Annotated in this window: 15 protein-coding genes; 13 read left to right on the top strand and 2 right to left on the bottom strand. The window is 55.0% G+C overall.

All coding sequences use genetic code 11. The annotated features are described in order from the left end of the window. Positions 1-286: 286 nt before the first annotated feature. From IEY52_RS26585 to IEY52_RS04420, 13 genes are all read left to right on the top strand, one after another. The gene (locus tag IEY52_RS26585) at positions 287-907 is read left to right on the top strand and encodes a carbohydrate ABC transporter permease (RefSeq protein WP_229684637.1); all 621 of its coding nucleotides are present in this window, start codon (positions 287-289) and stop codon (positions 905-907) included. A 238-nt stretch (positions 908-1,145) separates the two neighbouring features. After that, complete coding sequence (locus IEY52_RS04475) at positions 1,146-2,456, top strand: O-antigen polymerase (RefSeq protein ID WP_189000460.1); 1,311 nt, start codon at positions 1,146-1,148, stop codon at positions 2,454-2,456. 290 nt (positions 2,457-2,746) lie between these two features. Continuing rightward, positions 2,747-4,105 carry a UDP-glucose dehydrogenase family protein gene (locus IEY52_RS04470; RefSeq protein WP_189000458.1) on the top strand — a complete coding sequence of 453 codons (1,359 nt, stop codon included), beginning with the start codon at positions 2,747-2,749 and terminating at the stop codon, positions 4,103-4,105. Then, on the top strand, positions 4,106-5,539 hold the full coding sequence (locus IEY52_RS04465; protein WP_189000456.1) for a lipopolysaccharide biosynthesis protein: 1,434 nt from the start codon (positions 4,106-4,108) through the stop codon (positions 5,537-5,539). After that, complete coding sequence (locus IEY52_RS04460; RefSeq protein WP_189000453.1) at positions 5,532-6,422, top strand: glycosyltransferase family 2 protein; 891 nt, start codon at positions 5,532-5,534, stop codon at positions 6,420-6,422. Before IEY52_RS04465 ends, IEY52_RS04460 begins: the two co-directional genes overlap by 8 nt. A 2-nt stretch (positions 6,423-6,424) precedes the next feature. Then, on the top strand, positions 6,425-7,498 hold the full coding sequence (locus IEY52_RS04455) for a glycosyltransferase (protein ID WP_189000451.1): 1,074 nt from the start codon (positions 6,425-6,427) through the stop codon (positions 7,496-7,498). Continuing rightward, on the top strand, positions 7,498-8,775 hold the full coding sequence (locus IEY52_RS04450; protein ID WP_229684635.1) for a nucleotide sugar dehydrogenase: 1,278 nt from the start codon (positions 7,498-7,500) through the stop codon (positions 8,773-8,775). Before IEY52_RS04455 ends, IEY52_RS04450 begins: the two co-directional genes overlap by 1 nt. Before the next feature lie 3 nt (positions 8,776-8,778). Next, positions 8,779-9,789, top strand: coding sequence for an NAD-dependent epimerase (locus tag IEY52_RS04445; protein ID WP_189000445.1), 1,011 nt, complete (start codon positions 8,779-8,781; stop codon positions 9,787-9,789). Then, positions 9,770-10,891, top strand: a complete 1,122-nt coding sequence (locus tag IEY52_RS04440; RefSeq protein WP_229684634.1) for a glycosyltransferase family 4 protein — start codon at positions 9,770-9,772, stop codon at positions 10,889-10,891. Before IEY52_RS04445 ends, IEY52_RS04440 begins: the two co-directional genes overlap by 20 nt. Continuing rightward, positions 10,888-11,493 (top strand): sugar transferase, encoded by a 606-nt coding sequence (locus IEY52_RS04435; RefSeq protein WP_189000439.1) that lies wholly within the window; start codon positions 10,888-10,890, stop codon positions 11,491-11,493. Before IEY52_RS04440 ends, IEY52_RS04435 begins: the two co-directional genes overlap by 4 nt. Then, the gene (locus IEY52_RS04430; RefSeq protein WP_189000436.1) at positions 11,490-12,104 is read left to right on the top strand and encodes an acetyltransferase; all 615 of its coding nucleotides are present in this window, start codon (positions 11,490-11,492) and stop codon (positions 12,102-12,104) included. Before IEY52_RS04435 ends, IEY52_RS04430 begins: the two co-directional genes overlap by 4 nt. A gap of 12 nt (positions 12,105-12,116) precedes the next feature. Further along, positions 12,117-13,292, top strand: a complete 1,176-nt coding sequence (locus IEY52_RS04425; protein WP_189000433.1) for a DegT/DnrJ/EryC1/StrS family aminotransferase — start codon at positions 12,117-12,119, stop codon at positions 13,290-13,292. Positions 13,293-13,332: 40 nt separating this feature from the next. Beyond that, the gene (locus tag IEY52_RS04420; protein ID WP_189000430.1) at positions 13,333-15,159 is read left to right on the top strand and encodes a polysaccharide biosynthesis protein; all 1,827 of its coding nucleotides are present in this window, start codon (positions 13,333-13,335) and stop codon (positions 15,157-15,159) included. On the opposite strand, the gene IEY52_RS04415 is transcribed toward IEY52_RS04420, so the two are convergent. After that, positions 15,093-16,406 carry an O-antigen ligase family protein gene (locus IEY52_RS04415; protein ID WP_189000427.1) on the bottom strand — a complete coding sequence of 438 codons (1,314 nt, stop codon included), beginning with the start codon at positions 16,404-16,406 and terminating at the stop codon, positions 15,093-15,095. The two genes, IEY52_RS04420 and IEY52_RS04415, sit on opposite strands and share 67 nt — an antisense overlap. Next, positions 16,399-16,956, bottom strand: a complete 558-nt coding sequence (locus IEY52_RS04410) for a tetratricopeptide repeat protein (RefSeq protein ID WP_189000423.1) — start codon at positions 16,954-16,956, stop codon at positions 16,399-16,401. Before IEY52_RS04410 ends, IEY52_RS04415 begins: the two co-directional genes overlap by 8 nt. Positions 16,957-17,020 lie beyond the last annotated feature (64 nt).

Raw genomic sequence — 17,020 nt, 5'->3', positions numbered from 1 at the left:
GGCTAGGAGCAAGCGAACCATCAATCAGATTTTGATGTATGCCTTTCTGCTTCTGGTGTTGGTGTTTGCGGTGTTCCCCTTCCTCTGGACTTTTGCCATCTCCATTACGGATAAGGGAGCTTCGGGTGGAGCCAGTATTTATGATTTCCCTGCGAGTCTTTTTCCAAAGCATCTAAGTCTGGATAACTTTGGGGCAGTATTTCAATTGAAGGAATTGAAAGGCTCCTTCTGGAATTCCATTGTGATCAGTGTTTTTACCATAGTAGGCACATTGCTGATATCAGCAATGGCCGCTTACCCTCTGGCCCGCATGGACTTTCCCCTCAAGAACATCATCTTTAGCATGATCATCGCCACCCTGGTGCTTCCCACTGAGACGGCTTTCATCGTCAACACCATGACTTTGAAAAATCTGGCCAACCTCCCTGTAATTGGCGGCAACAACTGCTTCTTGCCCTCTGCCCTTGCGCCTTACGTGTGTCAGGGCCTGGGAACCTACTGGTCGGTGGTCCTGCCCACCATTGCTACGGGGTTCGGCATCTTCCTGATCCGCCAGTCTTACCTCTCCATTCCTCAGGCCCTGATTGAAGCCGCCCGCATCGATGGAGCCACAGAAACCCAGATCCTCTGGCGCATCATGGTGCCTCTCTCCGCGCCTGCCATGACCGCTCTGGGCATCTTTACCCTGGTCAACACCTGGAACGCCTACGTGTGGCCCAAGATCGCTCTGCTGGGTGCCCAGAACCTGGAGCCCTTGTCCATTACAGTGTTAAAACTTAAAGGACAGTTTGTTTATGACCCCTTCAACATTGCTGCAGGTGCAGTGATCATGATGGTGCCCATCCTGATCGTGTTCCTCTCTGCCCAGAAGCTCTTTCTGAAGGGTCTGGATGGTGCAGTGAAGTAAGGCAGCCTCCACTGGTTTTTGAATCCGGGTCACCCTGTGCAAAAAGAGGTGACCCGGATTTGGTTTGGATGGACCAGAAGAAAATGTAAAGACTCCAGCCAGGGTCACTGAGGGAACATGCAGCAGAAAGATGCGAAAAATGCAGTGCCGGTTTGTGTTGCATCTGCCGGGGGGGTGGGGTAGCATGGAAAACATGTTGTCTCGCTGGAGGGAAAACCCTTTACAATTGGGAACTTCATTGTTGATCTCACTGGGCATTGTGCTGGCCATTGCCCTGATTTCAACCCTGCTGGCTCTCAACACCAACCTGACCATCATTTTGTTGTCCAGCCTCAGTGCATTTTTATTGATTGTTCTGGAATACCGACGCACGGGAACCATTCTCAGTCTGGGAGGGTTCTTTGTTGTTTCGTGGTACACCTACAACACTGCGGTGTACATCAACAATTTTGGGCAGGATGTCACTTCGATCTACCCTTACGCTTATCTCTCAACGGCCCTGTCTTTTATGGCCCTTTTTTCATTTTATGGCCTGTATTATGCGTTTTCCAGAGGCCGTGGACAGGGTGGAGAAACCCTGTACAACAACAATTATGACAACACCATGCACATTTTTGCGGTAATCTATGGTTATCTGGGATTGCTGTTCCAGGTGTACTTTGTCTTCTTTGTGTACGGTTTCAATTCTTTTGTTTTCACCAGCAGGTCGCAGCGCAACCTGAACCTGAACAGTGGAGACATCCTGGCCTTGCCCTTCAACAACATGATCTCGGTGTCGGTGGTCATCTTGTTGTACCTGTACTTCATGCGCAACATGAAAAAATCAGGTCGGGCTTCCATCATTCTGCTGGTGTTCGGGATTGCCTACTCGCTGATGATTGTGGACCGCAGCAGTTTGATGCTGTACCTGATGCCGACCATTGTCTTGCTGAACAAAAGAAACATCCTCAAGCTGCAACACATCATTCTGATTGGACTGGGTTTGCTGGTGTTCTTCACGGGATTCAAAGCCATCATGAACATCATCATCCTCAACGCCAATGCTGCAGTGAGCCTGGGCTTGCTGGACGATGAATTTGAGGTGTGGCACATGATCATGGGCGACCTGTACCGTGACCTGTCTGGAGGGGGAATCGTTTACCAGTTCGGGAAATCGTATCTGGCGACCCTGATGAACCTGGTGGTGCCTTTTACGGACTACACGCCGCTTTCCCAGTGGTATGTGCAGACCTACCATTACGATGTGCAGATGCGGGGCGGAGGCTTTGGTTTCAGTTCCATTGCCGAGGCGTTTCTCAATTTCGGTTTTGCAGGCATCCTGTTTTACTTTGGGTTCCTGGGAATCGTTCTGGGCATCATCGAACGAAAAGCCCGATCCAACACCGTATATGCCATTGTGGGGCTTGCCTTGCTGCCCCTGATCTACAAGTTTTTCCGTTCAGAGTCTTACAGCCTGATCAAAGTGTTCTGGTGGAGCGAGGTGCTGCCCATCTTCATTTTCATCCTGATCAGCCGTTTCATTTTCAACCGGCAGAGCCGCAAGCAGTAGACCTGTGGGCTGGGATTCGCGCCTGTAAGTGGAATCCCTGCCCAGATCCTGCATTCCAGGTGGTTGTGCCAGAGGAAACAGGCAAGGCATATAGACAGTTCCCCAGAGAGTAGCGGGATGGCTCTGGTGGGTCAGGATTGCCTTCATTCTGGAGTTCCACCCACGCCATCTTTTCAGCAGCCCCTTGGTGTTTTTCTCAGCTGGCTCACATGTTTTGCACTCATGTGTCTCTTAGGTGCCGTCACCTGTTTTTGGGAAATCGGGTGATATGGTATAGGTTGTGAGGTTATATGCAGATAGGAATCATCGGAACAGGATATGTTGGATTGACCACCAGCTTGGCATTTGCCTACATTGGTCATGACGTTTACGCGATTGATAAAGATGCCCGCAAGGTTGAAAAGCTCAGGCAGGGAGAACCCCCCATTCACGAAGAGGGCCTGAGGGAACTCCTGCAACTCACCCGCAACCACCTGGTGCCGACCACCGATTACGCGGGTCTCGCCGATTGCCGGGTCATTTTCATTGCGGTGGGGACCCCCACCACCCCAAGTGGAGAAGCCGACACCTCTTATCTGGAACAGGCCGTCATCGAGCTGGCAGATGTGCTGAAACCAGACACCACTTATTATCTGGTGGTGAAATCCACGGTGCCCATTGGCACCAACCGCAAGGTGCTCACCCTGCTGAAAAACGAACTGAAAAAGCAGGGCAAAAACACCGAGGTTGCTGTGGGCTCCAACCCCGAATTCCTCCGGGAAGGATATGCCCTTTATGACACCTTTTACCCGGATCGGGTGGTGGTGGGGGCACACAACCGTGAATTCTTCAATGTGATGCGGGAACTCTATGACCCGATTCTGGAGCAGACCTTCGAACCCCCGGAATTCCTGCCCCGTCCAGCCAGTTACCACCTGCCCCCCCTGATCACCACCGAACCCACCAGTGCCGAGATGATCAAATATGCAGCCAACGCCTTCCTGGCCCTCAAGATCAGCTACATCAACGAGATTGCTGGCCTGTGCGAGCGTGTGGGTGCAGATGTGATGGAAGTCTCCCGGGGCATCGGTCTGGACGAGCGCATCGGATCCCGCTTCCTGCAAGCCGGAATTGGCTGGGGTGGAAGTTGCTTCCCCAAAGACACCCTGGCCCTCAATGCCATTGCCAGTGAATACCAGTACGACCTGGACATTGTGAGTGCCGCCATCAAGGTCAATGACCGCCAGATCCAGCGCATCCTGGAGAAAATCCAGAGCGAATTCAAGGTGATCCGTGGCCTGCAGATTGCTGTGCTGGGTGCGGCTTTCAAACCCAACACCGACGACACCCGCGATTCTCCTGGCATCAAGCTGGCCCGGGAACTGTGCCGCAAAGGGGCTTACGTGCGCATGCATGACCCCATCGCAAAAGTGGATTTCGCCAAACTGGAAGACTGCGAGAATGTGCAACAGCTCGACACGGTGCCCGCCACCCTGGACGGTGCAGATGTGGTGGTGGTGGCCACCGAATGGCGCGATTACATCAACCAGGATTGGAACAGCCTGCTGAAACCCTCCACCATCCTGATCGATGGACGCAACTGCCTCGCCAAATACAGCTTTGAACCCCACATCAAGTATCACGGCATTGGACGGGGCAACAGAAGATAAATGCACAGGGTGCTGGCGGTTTCCAAAAAACTTCTGACTTCGGACCACTTTCTTTACCTGGGGTTCAAAAGCCTGGCAGCGGTGGTCAACCTGCTGTCCATTGGCCTGTTTGTTTCCTGGTTTGGACTGGAACGGTACGGCGAGTCTGCATTGATCATTGCTTCAAGCACCCTGGTGCTTTCCATTCTGGGCCAGTGGTTGATCAATGCGGTGAGCCGATTTTTTTACGACCACCAGGAAGCCCCTTTCAAAACCCTGTGGTCCCTTTCTTTGTTGCTGCTGTTGCTGTCTACAGTGCTGCTGTTTGTGCCAGCAGGAGCAGGTTTTGTTCGGTTTGCCACCACCCTGAACCTTCTGCTGCTGTACTTTTCCTACAACTTCTCTCTGGAAATCATCCGCATGAAACGCTGGGTGATTTTTTATGGCATCTGCATGCTGGTTGAGGCCGGTGCAGCCATCCTGGGGGGATATTACCTCTCCAGCCATCCGCAGAACCTCTTCAACCCCATCTACATCTGCATTGCCCTTTCCATGTACGTTCCTCTGGTGATGATGGTGCTGGTGCTCAAACCTTCGTTCAGGATGAAAGAACTGACCCGTGAGCGCATGCAGGAGATGTTCCGTTACGGCTATCCCATGTCCATTTCCTCGCTGTTCGGGCAGGTGATTTTCTTTGGGGCCCGTTACTTCCTGGGGCTGTTCTTTGGGCTCAAAGAAGTGGGGATTTTCTCCACCCTTTACGACATCTCACAGCGGGGAGCCACCTTCATTCTGAACACCCTCACAGCGGCCTCGCAGGTGGGGATCTTCAAAGCCTACAGTGCGGGCAAGCTGGAGCAGGTCAACAAGGACCTCAACAAACAGATCAACCTGGTCTTGCAGTTCTCAGTGATTGTGGCCTTGCTGTATTTCAACGCCTATCCTTACATCCTGCAGCTCACCCATGCCACCGATTTGCAAGCCTACAAGTGGATGCTGGTGGTGGTGTCCATCATTGTCTCCATCAACCGCATCAAATCCGGCACCTTTGACCTGGTGTTGCAGCTGGAAAAAAACACCCTCAATATCACCCGTTCCACGGTGGTGGGGGCCATTGTTTCGCTGGTCCCTGGCATTTTGTTGGTGAAATTTTATGGCATCTGGGGAGCGGTCTGCTCGATGCTGTTCAGTTACCTGGCCTCCCTGCTGTATTCTTATTTGCTGGTGCGCAGGATGCACATTCCCTACCTGAAAATGAACCGTTCGGTGGTCAAGAAGAATTTTCCGGTGTACCTGATGGTGGGCCTGATGTTCGCTGTCTCGGTGGCGCTGTTTTCCGGAATGCAGTATGGAACAGGCAACCTGATCATGCTGGGTTTTGTGATGGGAATGGCTTTATTTTCGATTTACATCAATTCAACAGGATCTGCAAGAGGAGGAGAAGAACGTGCTTGAAGTTTCAGTGATCACTGCAACGTACAACCGTCAGCAGCTGTTGACTGAGGCGTACGACCATCTGCGCCGCATGCCGCTGAAAGAGCAGGTGGAATGGATCATCATCGATGATGGTTCCACCGACCAGACCGAGACCATCGTGCAAGGCTGGATTCGCGATGCAGAGCTCAGCATCGTCTACCACCGCCAGCAGAACAAGGGGCGGGCTGCTGCCCTCAATGCTGGACTGGAACGCGCCAGCAAACCCATCGGTTTCTACCTGGACTCTGATGACTATCTGGAACAGAACGCCATTGAGGATGTCATCCGGGCTTATGAAGAAAATGGCATCCTGCAGAACAACTCCATCGCCGGGGTGGTGTTCCTGGCCAGCACCAAAGAAGGGGATTTGATCGGGAACGAATTCCCCCAGTCGCCCATGGTGTCCAAACCCAGCCTGATCCTGCACCACTTTGGTGTGAAAGGCGACAAGCTGCACACCTTCAAGACTGCAGTGCTCAAAGCCTACCCCTTCCCGCTCTTCGAGAATGAGAAACGGGTGGCCACCTCGCTGGTCCTCAACCGCATGTCCCTGAAGTACGATTTCATGTACTTCAACATCCGGGCCCTGCGCAAGGATTACACTGCGGATGGACTCAGCAAGAACATCGATCGGGTGCGGGCCAAAAGCTCCAATGCTTCCCGGACCTTCTATGCAGAAGCTGTGGATGTGCCCTTCATGCCCCTGAAGGCCCGGGCCAAATACATGGTCAATTTTGTGCGTTACCAGATGCATTCCAGAGGTGGAGCGCTTGCTTTCAGGCGTCCCACCAATTACCTGCTGTACTTGCTGCTTTTCATTCCAGGCATGCTGTTTTACCTGAAGGATGTGAACAAGAAGTAACCATGCGAATCCTGTTTGTGATTGCCGGGCTTGGGCGCGGAGGTGCGGAAACCCAGGTGGTGCGGCTGACCGAGAACATGCTGGGCCGCCACCAGGTGCGGATCATCTCCCTTTTGAAGGAGAATGCCTTTGAGGAAAGGTTGAAGCGCCAGCAGATTGACCTGGTGACCCTTCCCATCAATGACCGTTCCAGGATCTTCAAGAACCTGGCTGCCCTGTTCCGTGAAGTGAAAAACTTCCGCCCAGACTGCAGCATCGGATTCATGTTCCATGGCATCATGGTGTCCAGGCTGTTCAGTGTGCTGATGGGGGTGCCTTCCATTGGCAGCATCCGCACCGAGAAAGCCCAGGGAACCAAAGACAAACTGCTGAAATGGACGGATTTCGCTTCCCGTGCCCTGGTGGTTAATGCGGACCGCACGCGCAACAAGATCATCGAGCGCAAGCTCACCCGACCCGACAAGGTTCGCATCATCAACAACGCCATGGATGAAGCTTTTTTGCAGGAGCCTTTGCAGCCCGGTCAGGACAGCCCGGTGTTTCACTGGGTGGCCATTGGTCGCCTCATTGAAGCCAAGGGGTACGACCACCTGATTCAGGCGATGGCAGGCCTTCCACAGGCAAAGTTGACCCTGGTGGGAGGTGGCCCCCTGCGGGAAGCCCTGCAACAGCAGGTTCACAACCTGAAGCTGGAAGACCGGGTGCTGCTGGCAGGAGAAACAGCAGACGTGCTCTCTTACCTGCGCCAGGCCGACGGTGTGGTGTTGTCTTCCCGCTGGGAAGGCATGCCCAATGCCCTGCTGGAAGCCATGGCGGCGGGTAAGCCCTGTGTGGCCACCAATGTGGGAGGGGTGTCGTCCTTGCAAGGCCAGGGAGACAACCTGATCATGGTGCAGCCAGATGCAGCAGAACCTTTGCAGGAGGGCATGCAGCGCATGATGCAGCTTTCTGCAGCAGAGCGGACCAGCATGGGAGTCCGTGCCCGTGCTTTTGTCAAAGACCATTTTGGTGCCACTGCAGTGGTGCGTTTGTGGGAAGAAGTCATCGAAAACAGTTCAAACCATCGGAGGAAATGATGTCAGAGAAAATTTGTGTGATTGGTCTGGGATATGTGGGGCTGCCCCTGGCAGTCGAGCTCGCAAAACACCATGACACCGTCGGTTTCGATATCAACGCTGAACGGGTCCGGGAACTGCAATCTGGTGTGGACCGCACGCTGGAAGTGGAGAACGAAGAACTCAAACGCTCCCAGCTCAAGGTCTCCGACCAGCTCGAAGACCTGAAAGACCGCACCTTCTTCATTGTCACGGTGCCCACCCCCATCGACGAGAACAACAACCCCGACCTGACCCCCCTGCGCAAGGCTTCGGAGATGCTGGGGAAAGTCGTCAAAGAGGGGGCCGTGGTGGTTTACGAATCCACCGTGTACCCTGGAGTCACCGAGGAGTACTGCGGCCCCATCCTCTCCCAGGTGTCTGGGCTCGAACTCTTCAGCCAGATCAAACTGGGTTACTCCCCTGAACGCATCAACCCCGGAGACAAGGTGCACACCATCACCAAGGTCACCAAGGTGGTCGCTGCCCAGGACGCAGAAACCCTGGACCGGGTGGCCAGTGTGTACGAAAGTGTGGTGACGGCTGGAGTGTTCCGCGCTGCTTCCATCAAGGTTGCAGAAGCCGCCAAGGTCATCGAGAACACCCAGCGTGACCTCAACATCGCCCTGATGAACGAGCTGGCCATGATCTTTGACCGTCTGGGCATTCGCACCGTGGATGTGCTGGAAGCGGCCGGAACCAAATGGAACTTCCTGAAGTTCTCTCCCGGTCTGGTGGGGGGCCACTGCATTGGTGTGGACCCTTACTACCTGACCCAGAAAGCAGAGCAGGTTGGGTACCACCCCCAGGTGATCCTCTCTGGACGCAGGGTGAACGACAACATGGGCAGTTACGTGGCCCAGAAGGTTGTGAAACTGCTGATCAAAGAAGGGCGCAATGTCAAAGGGGCTCGGGTGGGCGTGCTGGGACTCACCTTCAAAGAGAACGTGCCTGATTTGCGCAACAGCAAGGTGCCCGACATCGTGCGTGAACTCAAAGAATTCGGCATGGACGTGATCATCCACGACCCCTACGCCGATGTGCAGGAAGCCCAGCATGAGTACAACCTCACCCCTGTGGAACTTGAACAGTTCCATGACCTGGATGCAGTGGTGGTGGCGGTGTGCCACACTTTCTACAAAGACCTCGGCTTTGAGAACATCATTTCCAGGCTCAAACCCCAGGGCGTGGTTGCAGACATCAAATCCCTTTTCATCAAAGAGCCTGAGCGCTCTGACCTGACCTACTGGAGTCTCTGAACCATGACCAAAATTCTCGTGACTGGCACTGCAGGTTTCATTGGATCCCACCTCGCCACCCGCTTTCTGGAGCGCGGCGATGAAGTCATCGGCATCGACAACGTCAACGATTACTACGATGTGCGCCTCAAGCACGCCCGCATGGCGCGCCTGGAAAAATACCCCAACTACACCTTCCACCAGCTCAGCCTGGAAGACCGTGAAGGCATTTATGGGGTCTTCGAGAAGGAAAAACCCCAGAAGGTGGTGAACCTGGCCGCCCAGGCCGGGGTGCGCTACTCCCTGCAAAACCCCCATGCCTACATCGACAGCAACGTGGTGGGCTTCACCAACATCCTGGAAGGCTGCCGCCACAACGACGTGGAGCACCTGGTGTACGCTTCTTCCAGCTCGGTGTATGGGGCCAACACCACCATGCCCTTCTCGATCCACCACAATGTGGACCATCCCCTCAGCCTGTATGCTGCCACCAAGAAGGCCAACGAATTGATGGCCCACACCTACAGCCACCTGTATGGCCTCCCCACCACTGGCCTGCGTTTCTTCACGGTGTATGGCCCCTGGGGGCGTCCAGACATGGCCCTCTTCCTGTTCACCAAGGCCATCCTGGAAGGCCGTCCCATTGATGTGTTCAACTACGGCAACATGCGCCGCGATTTCACCTATGTGGATGACATCGTGGAAGGGGTGGTTCGCGTCACCGACAACACCGCCCAGGGCAACGCCGAGTGGACCGGTGCACACCCCGATCCTGGCACCAGCAAAGCCCCTTACCGCATTTACAACATCGGCAACAACAGCCCTGTGGAGCTGGGGTACATGATTCAAACCCTGGAGCAGTGCCTGGGCATGGAAGCCGTCAAGAACATGCTGCCCATGCAGGCCGGAGACGTTCCCGCCACCTACGCAGATGTGGATGACCTGACACGGGATGTGGGCTTCAAGCCTGCCACCCCCATCGAGACCGGCATCCAGAATTTTGTGGACTGGTACCGTGAGTTCTACAAGATCTAAAACCATCGTGGTCCTCGCGGGCTATGCGCCTTCCCTGATCAATTTCAGGGGGCGCATGCTGCAGGATCTGGTGGCCCACGGTTACCGGGTGCATGCGGTGGCCCCTGAAGACGATGCCGAGGTGCGCTCTGTTTTGCAACAGTGGCAGGTGGAATACCACACGGTGCCGCTCAACCGTTCCGGGATCAGCCTGAAAGGGGACCTCAAGCTGTTTCAGGCCTACCATCAACTGCTGCAGCGCCTGAAACCGCAGGTGGTCTTTGCTTACACCATCAAACCCGTGATTTTCGGCTCGCTGGCTGCCCGCATGGCCGGGGTGAAAAAAATGGTTTCCATGATCACCGGACTGGGGTACAGCTTCAGCGCTGAAGCCAAATCCCATGTGAAGCTGATCAGCCGCCTGCTTTACCGCACGGCCCTCAGCACCAACCAGACGGTGATTTTTCAGAACCCTGACGACCGGGATCTGTTCTTGAAGGAAGGGCTCACCTCTGCAGGCAAGGTCCGCATTGTGAATGGTTCCGGGGTGGATGTCCAGCAGTTTGCTGTCCAGCCTTTGCCCGCCAACCGCAAGCGCTTCTTGCTGATTGCCCGTCTCCTCAGGGACAAGGGCATCCGCGAATATGCAGAAGCGGCCCGTCTGGTGCACCAGAAGCACCCGGAAGCCGAGTTCTACCTGCTGGGTCCCACCGATCCAAGCCCCAATGCCATCCAGCAAAGCGAACTGGATGCCTGGGTGCAGGAAGGCACCCTCAAGTACCTGGGCGCCACCAAAGATGTGCGCCCGTTCATTGCTGAGTACTGTTCGGTGTATGTGCTGCCTTCCTACCGGGAAGGCACACCCCGTTCTGTGCTGGAGGCCATGAGCCTCGGGCGGGCCATCATCACCACTGACACCCCGGGGTGTCGGGAAACCGTGGAAGACGGGGTGAATGGAAGGCTGGTGCCCGTCAAAGAAAGCGCTGGACTGGCCCAGGCCATGCTGGAATTCCTGGACCACCCGGAACAGGTGGAGCAGATGGCCCGCAAGAGCCGCCAGCTTGTAGAGGAAAAATACGCTGTGGAAAAGGTCAATGCTGTTTTGCTGGAGATCCTGCAATGATCAAGAGGCTTTTTGACATCGTGGTGTCCCTTTTGGCTCTGGTGGTGCTGCTCTTTCCCATGCTGCTGATTGCTTTCCTGATCCAGCGCAACATGGGTTCACCGGTGATTTTCTCGCAGGTGCGTCCAGGCCTGAAGGGACGGCCTTTCCGCATGGTCAAATTCCGCACCATGAAAAATGCCAGAGATGCCAAAGGCAACGACCTTCCAGATGCACAGCGCCTGACCCCCCTGGGGAGTTTCCTGCGCAAAACCTCCCTGGACGAACTTCCAGAACTCTGGAATGTGCTGAAAGGGGAGATGAGCCTGGTGGGTCCCCGTCCCCTCCTGATGGAATACCTGCCGCTGTACTCTCCCGAGCAGGCACGCCGCCATGAGGTGCGCCCCGGGGTGACCGGATGGGCGCAGGTGAACGGCAGGAATGCCATCTCCTGGGAAGAGAAATTCAGATTGGACGTGTGGTATGTGGACCACTGTTCTCTGGCCCTTGACCTGAAGATCCTGGTCATGACGGTGCAGAAGGTTTTCAAGCGGGAAGGCATCAGTGCTGCAGGAGAAGCCACCATGTCCCGTTTCACCGGGTCAGAGGGATCCAAGCCATGACTTCTGGTGTGCTGGTGGTGGGTGCAGGAGGCCATGCCAAGGTGGTCATTGACACTTTGCAGGCCATGGGCCAGACCGTCACAGGTGTGCTGGACGACCGCTCTCATCTGTGGGGTGGCACCGTTCTGGGTGTGCCGGTGCTGGGAGGCAGTGACCTGCTGGGTCAGGCAAAACAGGCTGTGATCGCCATTGGCAGCAACCAGGTGCGCCAGAAGATTGCACAGGCCCATCCCCATGTAGAATGGATTCGAGCGGTGCATCCCCGTGCCCAGATCAGCCCTTCGGTGCAACTGGGTCCGGGAACCGTGGTGTTTGCGGGAGCAGTGGTGCAACCAGACACCCAGATCGGGTCCCACTGCATCATCAACACCGCAGCCAGCGTGGACCATGATGGAAAGATTGAAGATTTCGTGCACATTGCCCCGGGATGTCACCTTGCGGGCAATGTGAGTGTGCTGGAAGGGGCATTTCTGGGTGTGGGCACCTGTGTGATTCCCGGAATGTCCATTGGAGCCTGGAGCACTGTGGGTGCTGGAGCCACCGTGGTTCGCCCTGTGGCCGACCATCTGATTGTGGTGGGCACCCCGGCCCGTCCCCGCACCACCCCCTGAAGGAGCAAAAACATGTTGGGAACCAAATGGGCCCCCTGGCCTCAATTTGATCAGGATGAAATTCAGAGCGTCACTGGCGTGTTGCAGTCGGGCCGGGTCAACTACTGGACCGGACAGGAAGCCCGTGAGTTTGAAAAGGAATATGCCGACCACCTTGGCATGAAGCACGCCATTGCGCTGCACAACGGCACGCTGGCGCTGGAACTGGCCCTCTACGCTTACGACATCGGAGCAGGAGATGAGGTCATCACCACCACCCGCACCTTCATTGCCTCGGCCAGTGCTGCGGTGATGCGCGGAGCCATCCCGGTGATTGCAGATGTGGACGCGGATTCCCAGAACATCACCGCAGACACCATCCGCGCCCTGATCACCCCCAGGACCAAAGCCATCATCGTGGTGCACCTGGCTGGGTGGCCTGCAGACATGGATCCCATCATGGAACTGGCTGCAGAGCACAACCTGATTGTGATTGAAGACTGCGCCCAGGCACACGGGGCTTTCTACAAGGGCCGTCCGGTGGGCAGCATCGGGCATGCTGGTGCTTTTTCTTTCTGCCAGGACAAGATCCTCACCACCGGTGGAGAAGGTGGACTTCTGGCCCTCAACGACACCGAACTCTGGAAAAAAGCCTGGGCTTACAAAGACCACGGCAAGTCCTACGATGCGGTCTACCACCGTGAACATGCCCCCGGTTTCCGCTGGCTGCATGAGTCTTTTGGCACCAACTGGCGGATGCTGGAAGTGCAGGCCGTGATTGGCCGTCTGCAACTGAAGAAACTGCCCCAATGGATTGAGCGTCGCCGCGAAAATGCTGCAGTACTGAACGAACGTTTCGCAAAATGGGAGGCTTTCCGACTGACTTTGCCCCCCGAAGACATCCAGCATGCCTATTACAAGTACTACCTGTTTGTGCGCCCGGAAAACCTGGCAGAAGGCTGGACCCGGGACCGCATCATGCAGGAAGTTTCCAGCCGTGGGGTGCCCTGCCTGTCTGGTTCCTGCTCCGAGATCTACCTGGAAAAAGCTTTTGTGGACCTGGGGTACGGCCCCGAAGAGCGCCTGCCGGTGGCCCGTGAACTGGGGGAGAACTCCCTGATGTTCCTGGTGCATCCCACCCTGAGCCCTCAGGACATGCATGCTTTTGCCGATGTGGTCGATGATGTGATGAAAGTTGCTTCCCGTTGAACGGTCTGGAGCATAATAGAATGTGTTGTAGGGGGTGACAATGCGCAGTGTGCATGTGAAGTTTCTGGTCGATTTGTTGATCTGGGGTGCCGCAATTCCCATTGCATTCTGGCTCAGACTGGGATCTTTCAACATTGATTCGCAATATTACAAGGCCATGGTGTACCTGACAGGCATGGGACTGGCCTACAAAGCCATCCTGATCCTGTATTTCCGCATGAACTTGCAGGTGTGGCAACGTTTCAGCCTCAGCGATCTGGGGACCCTTTTGAAAGCCGTGCTGGCTTCCTTTGTGATCAGCACCGCCATCAGCTTTTACCTTCCCTCGGTGCCCCGCAGTGTGCCCCTGATTGCTGTGCTGGTCTCACTGGCCAGCCTGACAGGCATTCGCTTTCTGGTGCGCACCAGCTACGAAAATGCCCGCAGGGTGGTCTCCATTGGTACAGGCACCTCCAGACGTGTGCTGGTGATTGGTGCAGGAGACGCAGGCTCGATGTTTGTGCGGGAAATGCTGCGTCACCCTGAGCAGGGCATGATTCCTGTGGCCTTCCTGGACGATGACATGTCCCTGAGGGGCAAGAGAATTCACGGTGTGCCTGTGGCAGGAAGCCTGGACCATCTGTCCATTGCAGCCCGCAAACACCAGGCCGACATGGTGTTGCTGGCCATGCCTTCTGCATCGGGAGATGTGATCCGCAAAGTGGTGAACGCATCCAAAGCAGCCAACCTTACCTACAAAGTGGTGCCTGCCCTCTATGACCTGGTGGGAGACCAGATCCAGATTTCACAGATCCGCGATGTCAATCTGGAAGATTTGCTGCGCAGACAGCCTGCAGAACTGGACATTGCCCGCATCTCCGATTACCTGAAGCAAAAAGTCATTCTGGTGACCGGGGCCGGGGGTTCCATTGGCTCTGAAGTGGTCCGGCAGATTGTGCGCTTCTATCCACGCAAAGTGATCTTGTTTGGACGCGGTGAGAACAGCATTTTTGTGCTCCAGCAGGAACTGCTGCGCAACTGGCCCGAAATCGAATTCATCACCCTGATTGGTGATGTGCGGGATTACGACCGTTTGCGGTTTGTGTTCCAGCAGTACATGCCCCAGGTGGTGTTCCATGCCGCAGCGCACAAACACGTTCCCCTGATGGAAGAATCTCCCTGTCAGGCCGTGCTCAACAACATTTTCGGCACCAAAAACGTGGCGATGTTGTGTCTGGAATTCCGCATTGAGCGCTTTGTCAACATCTCCACCGACAAGGCGGTGAACCCCACCTCGGTGATGGGAACCACCAAACGCATTGCAGAGATGATGGTGGCCACCTATGCCCACAAAGTGTCTCCCGGACAGGCTTTCATGTCTGTGCGATTCGGCAATGTGCTGGGTTCCAGGGGCAGTGTGGTGCCCACCTTCATGCGCCAGATCAAAGAAGGTGGCCCCATCACGGTGACCCACCCGGAAATGACCCGGTACTTCATGACCATTCCAGAGGCTTCCAGACTGGTCTTGCAGGCCGGAGGGCTCGCTGGTAACGGCAACGTGTATGTGCTGGACATGGGACAACCCGTCAAGATTGCGGACCTGGCCCGCGATTTGATCCAGCTTTCTGGAGCCAGAGGCATCGATGTGGAATTCACCGGGATGCGTCCTGGAGAGAAACTCTATGAAGAACTGCTGACCTCCAGCGAAGGGGTGGGAAAAACCAGCCACGAAGAAATCTTCGTGGCCAGTCTGGACAGACCCAATGAAACCCTTTTGATGGAGCGTTTAGAAGTGCTTTACCGGAGCGCCATGAAAAGCGATCACCGTTCGGTGCGCTCGATTTTGCGTGAACTGGTGCCTGAATCCACCATCAAACTGCTCACCTGAACGGGTTTGTGGTGGGCCAGTCCCAGGAAGGCATAAAACACCAGCATGGTGGCCGGAATGGCAGTGATGTGGGCATCGTAAATGCCACTGAGCAGGTAACCGAGCACCGCTCCTGCTGCAATGAGGGTTTCTGTTTTGCGGGTTTTTAGACCATGAATCAGGGTGTACAACAACAAGGCAGCGAAAAGGGCGATTCCCACCCAGCCCAGTTCGCTGCCGATTTGCAGGGAATCGCTGTGGGCGTAATTGACAAACTGCTGGTCCACGGAGGCCGTGGTCACCCGGGGATCCCGGCGGTACACTGGTGAAAGCACAGCAAACTGCCCCACTCCGGCCCCGGTGAGGGTGTGGTCATTCCAGATGCGCTTTCCATAGTCCCAGACGGCTGTTCTGCCCTCAAGGAATTTGGACCAGGAGTTGTTGAGGCCAATGTGCTGTTTGTTGTTCTCAAACCACTGCTGTCCAGCAGGACTGATGAAGAAACTGGCCCCCCACACCCCCACCCCCACAGCAACAGCCGTCAGGGCTGCGCCCACTTTCCAGTTTTTGCTGATCACCCACAGCAACAGCATGATGGGGAGGGTCAACAACACCACTGGAATGCTGCTGGAATCGGTTTTGAAGCTGATCCAGTTGGCATAAACCAGCAAACCCAGCACTGGCAGGGTGTACCAGTGGAACCTGCGAAACAGCAAGGTGCCCATCAGGAGGGCATTGCAGAAGATCAGGTATCCTCCAAAGTGAGCAGCATTGAAATAGGGTCCAGTCAGGGCAGGACTGTTGGGATTGGGAACCAGTTCTTTTTGCAAAGGGAAGTTGATGTGCTGAAGTTCTGTGTAACTCACGGCCAGAGAAAGCAGGCAGGACAGCAGAAAAATGCCCTGAAAGAATCCACTCAGTTTGCCACGGGCCAGGTAATGCACACTGAAACTGAGGCCCAGCACGGCAGTCCACACCCCCGCCCACATGAAGCCATCCTTGAAATACACGGCCTGGGTGATGCTGTACCAGATCCAGCCCAGAAAGGCCAGCAGCAGCAGCGTCCAGGTTCTGGAAAGTTGAACCTGCCGGTCCAGCAGCACGGTGACCAGGGTCATCAGGGTGGCAAGGCATCCCGCCACCACCACGATCATCATGCCACGGTCGGTGCCGCCACCACCACTGACGAAGGTGCTGCAGATGGCAAGGCTGCAGAGGATGACGCTCAACACCCTGAAAAAATGGCTGATCTTGCTGTTTTTACTCATGCAATTCTTCTTTCAGGCGATTGATGTTGGGGAGAATGATGGCAGCTTTGCTGAGATCATAAGCTTGCTGGTACATCTGCAAAGCTTCTTTTTTTCTGCCCAGTGCTTCCAGGTAAACGGCTTTCTCGTTGTAGTAAGCGCCTGCGTTGGGGTCTGTTTTGATGGCCTGTTCAATTTTTTGCAATGCATCTTCATATTTTCCAGAGTCGGCATAGATGGCTGCCCATTTGTAATAATAAACTGCATTGTTGATGGTCAGACTGGTGGCTTTTTCAAAAGAAGCATCCATTTCTTTCTTGTATTGATCTTCTTTTCTGAAAATCCACAAGATCCCATAAATGTATCCTCTGTTGGAATGGGCATCTGCGTTGTTGGGTGACAGGGTAATGGAAGTTTTGGATTGATCCATTGCACTGTCAAATTCAAAGTCTTTGAGCGACTGGGCACTCTTGCTGATCAATAAAGTGCTCTGGTACAGATTGATGTTGAAATAAGCAACATAACCAAGCAGAAATAAGATGGGCAATATCACAATTTTCAGATACTGCATTCTGTCTCCTTTGCTGTTTCTGGAAGGAATCAGGTCTCAGCCACTTTGCAGAGCAAAACCTCAA

It is taken from the genome of Deinococcus roseus, from assembly GCF_014646895.1.
Taxonomy (GTDB): domain Bacteria; phylum Deinococcota; class Deinococci; order Deinococcales; family Deinococcaceae; genus Deinococcus_C; species Deinococcus_C roseus.
This window is presented reverse-complemented; position numbering and strand designations above follow the sequence as displayed.

What these genes read in the sequence shown, in the direction of transcription:
- IEY52_RS04450 (WP_229684635.1), top strand. Translation starts at nt 7,498, where the DNA reads ATGTCAGAGAAAATTTGTGTGATTGGTCTGGGATATGTGGGGCTGCCC.
- IEY52_RS04445 (WP_189000445.1), top strand. Translation starts at nt 8,779, where the DNA reads ATGACCAAAATTCTCGTGACTGGCACTGCAGGTTTCATTGGATCCCAC.
- IEY52_RS04420 (WP_189000430.1), top strand. Translation starts at nt 13,333, where the DNA reads ATGCGCAGTGTGCATGTGAAGTTTCTGGTCGATTTGTTGATCTGGGGT.
- IEY52_RS04455 (WP_189000451.1), top strand. Translation starts at nt 6,425, where the DNA reads ATGCGAATCCTGTTTGTGATTGCCGGGCTTGGGCGCGGAGGTGCGGAA.
- IEY52_RS04425 (WP_189000433.1), top strand. Translation starts at nt 12,117, where the DNA reads ATGTTGGGAACCAAATGGGCCCCCTGGCCTCAATTTGATCAGGATGAA.
- IEY52_RS04415 (WP_189000427.1), bottom strand. Translation starts at nt 16,406, where the DNA reads ATGAGTAAAAACAGCAAGATCAGCCATTTTTTCAGGGTGTTGAGCGTC.
- IEY52_RS04410 (WP_189000423.1), bottom strand. Translation starts at nt 16,956, where the DNA reads ATGCAGTATCTGAAAATTGTGATATTGCCCATCTTATTTCTGCTTGGT.
- IEY52_RS26585 (WP_229684637.1), top strand. Translation starts at nt 287, where the DNA reads ATGGCCGCTTACCCTCTGGCCCGCATGGACTTTCCCCTCAAGAACATC.
- IEY52_RS04465 (WP_189000456.1), top strand. Translation starts at nt 4,106, where the DNA reads ATGCACAGGGTGCTGGCGGTTTCCAAAAAACTTCTGACTTCGGACCAC.
- IEY52_RS04430 (WP_189000436.1), top strand. Translation starts at nt 11,490, where the DNA reads ATGACTTCTGGTGTGCTGGTGGTGGGTGCAGGAGGCCATGCCAAGGTG.
- IEY52_RS04435 (WP_189000439.1), top strand. Translation starts at nt 10,888, where the DNA reads ATGATCAAGAGGCTTTTTGACATCGTGGTGTCCCTTTTGGCTCTGGTG.
- IEY52_RS04470 (WP_189000458.1), top strand. Translation starts at nt 2,747, where the DNA reads ATGCAGATAGGAATCATCGGAACAGGATATGTTGGATTGACCACCAGC.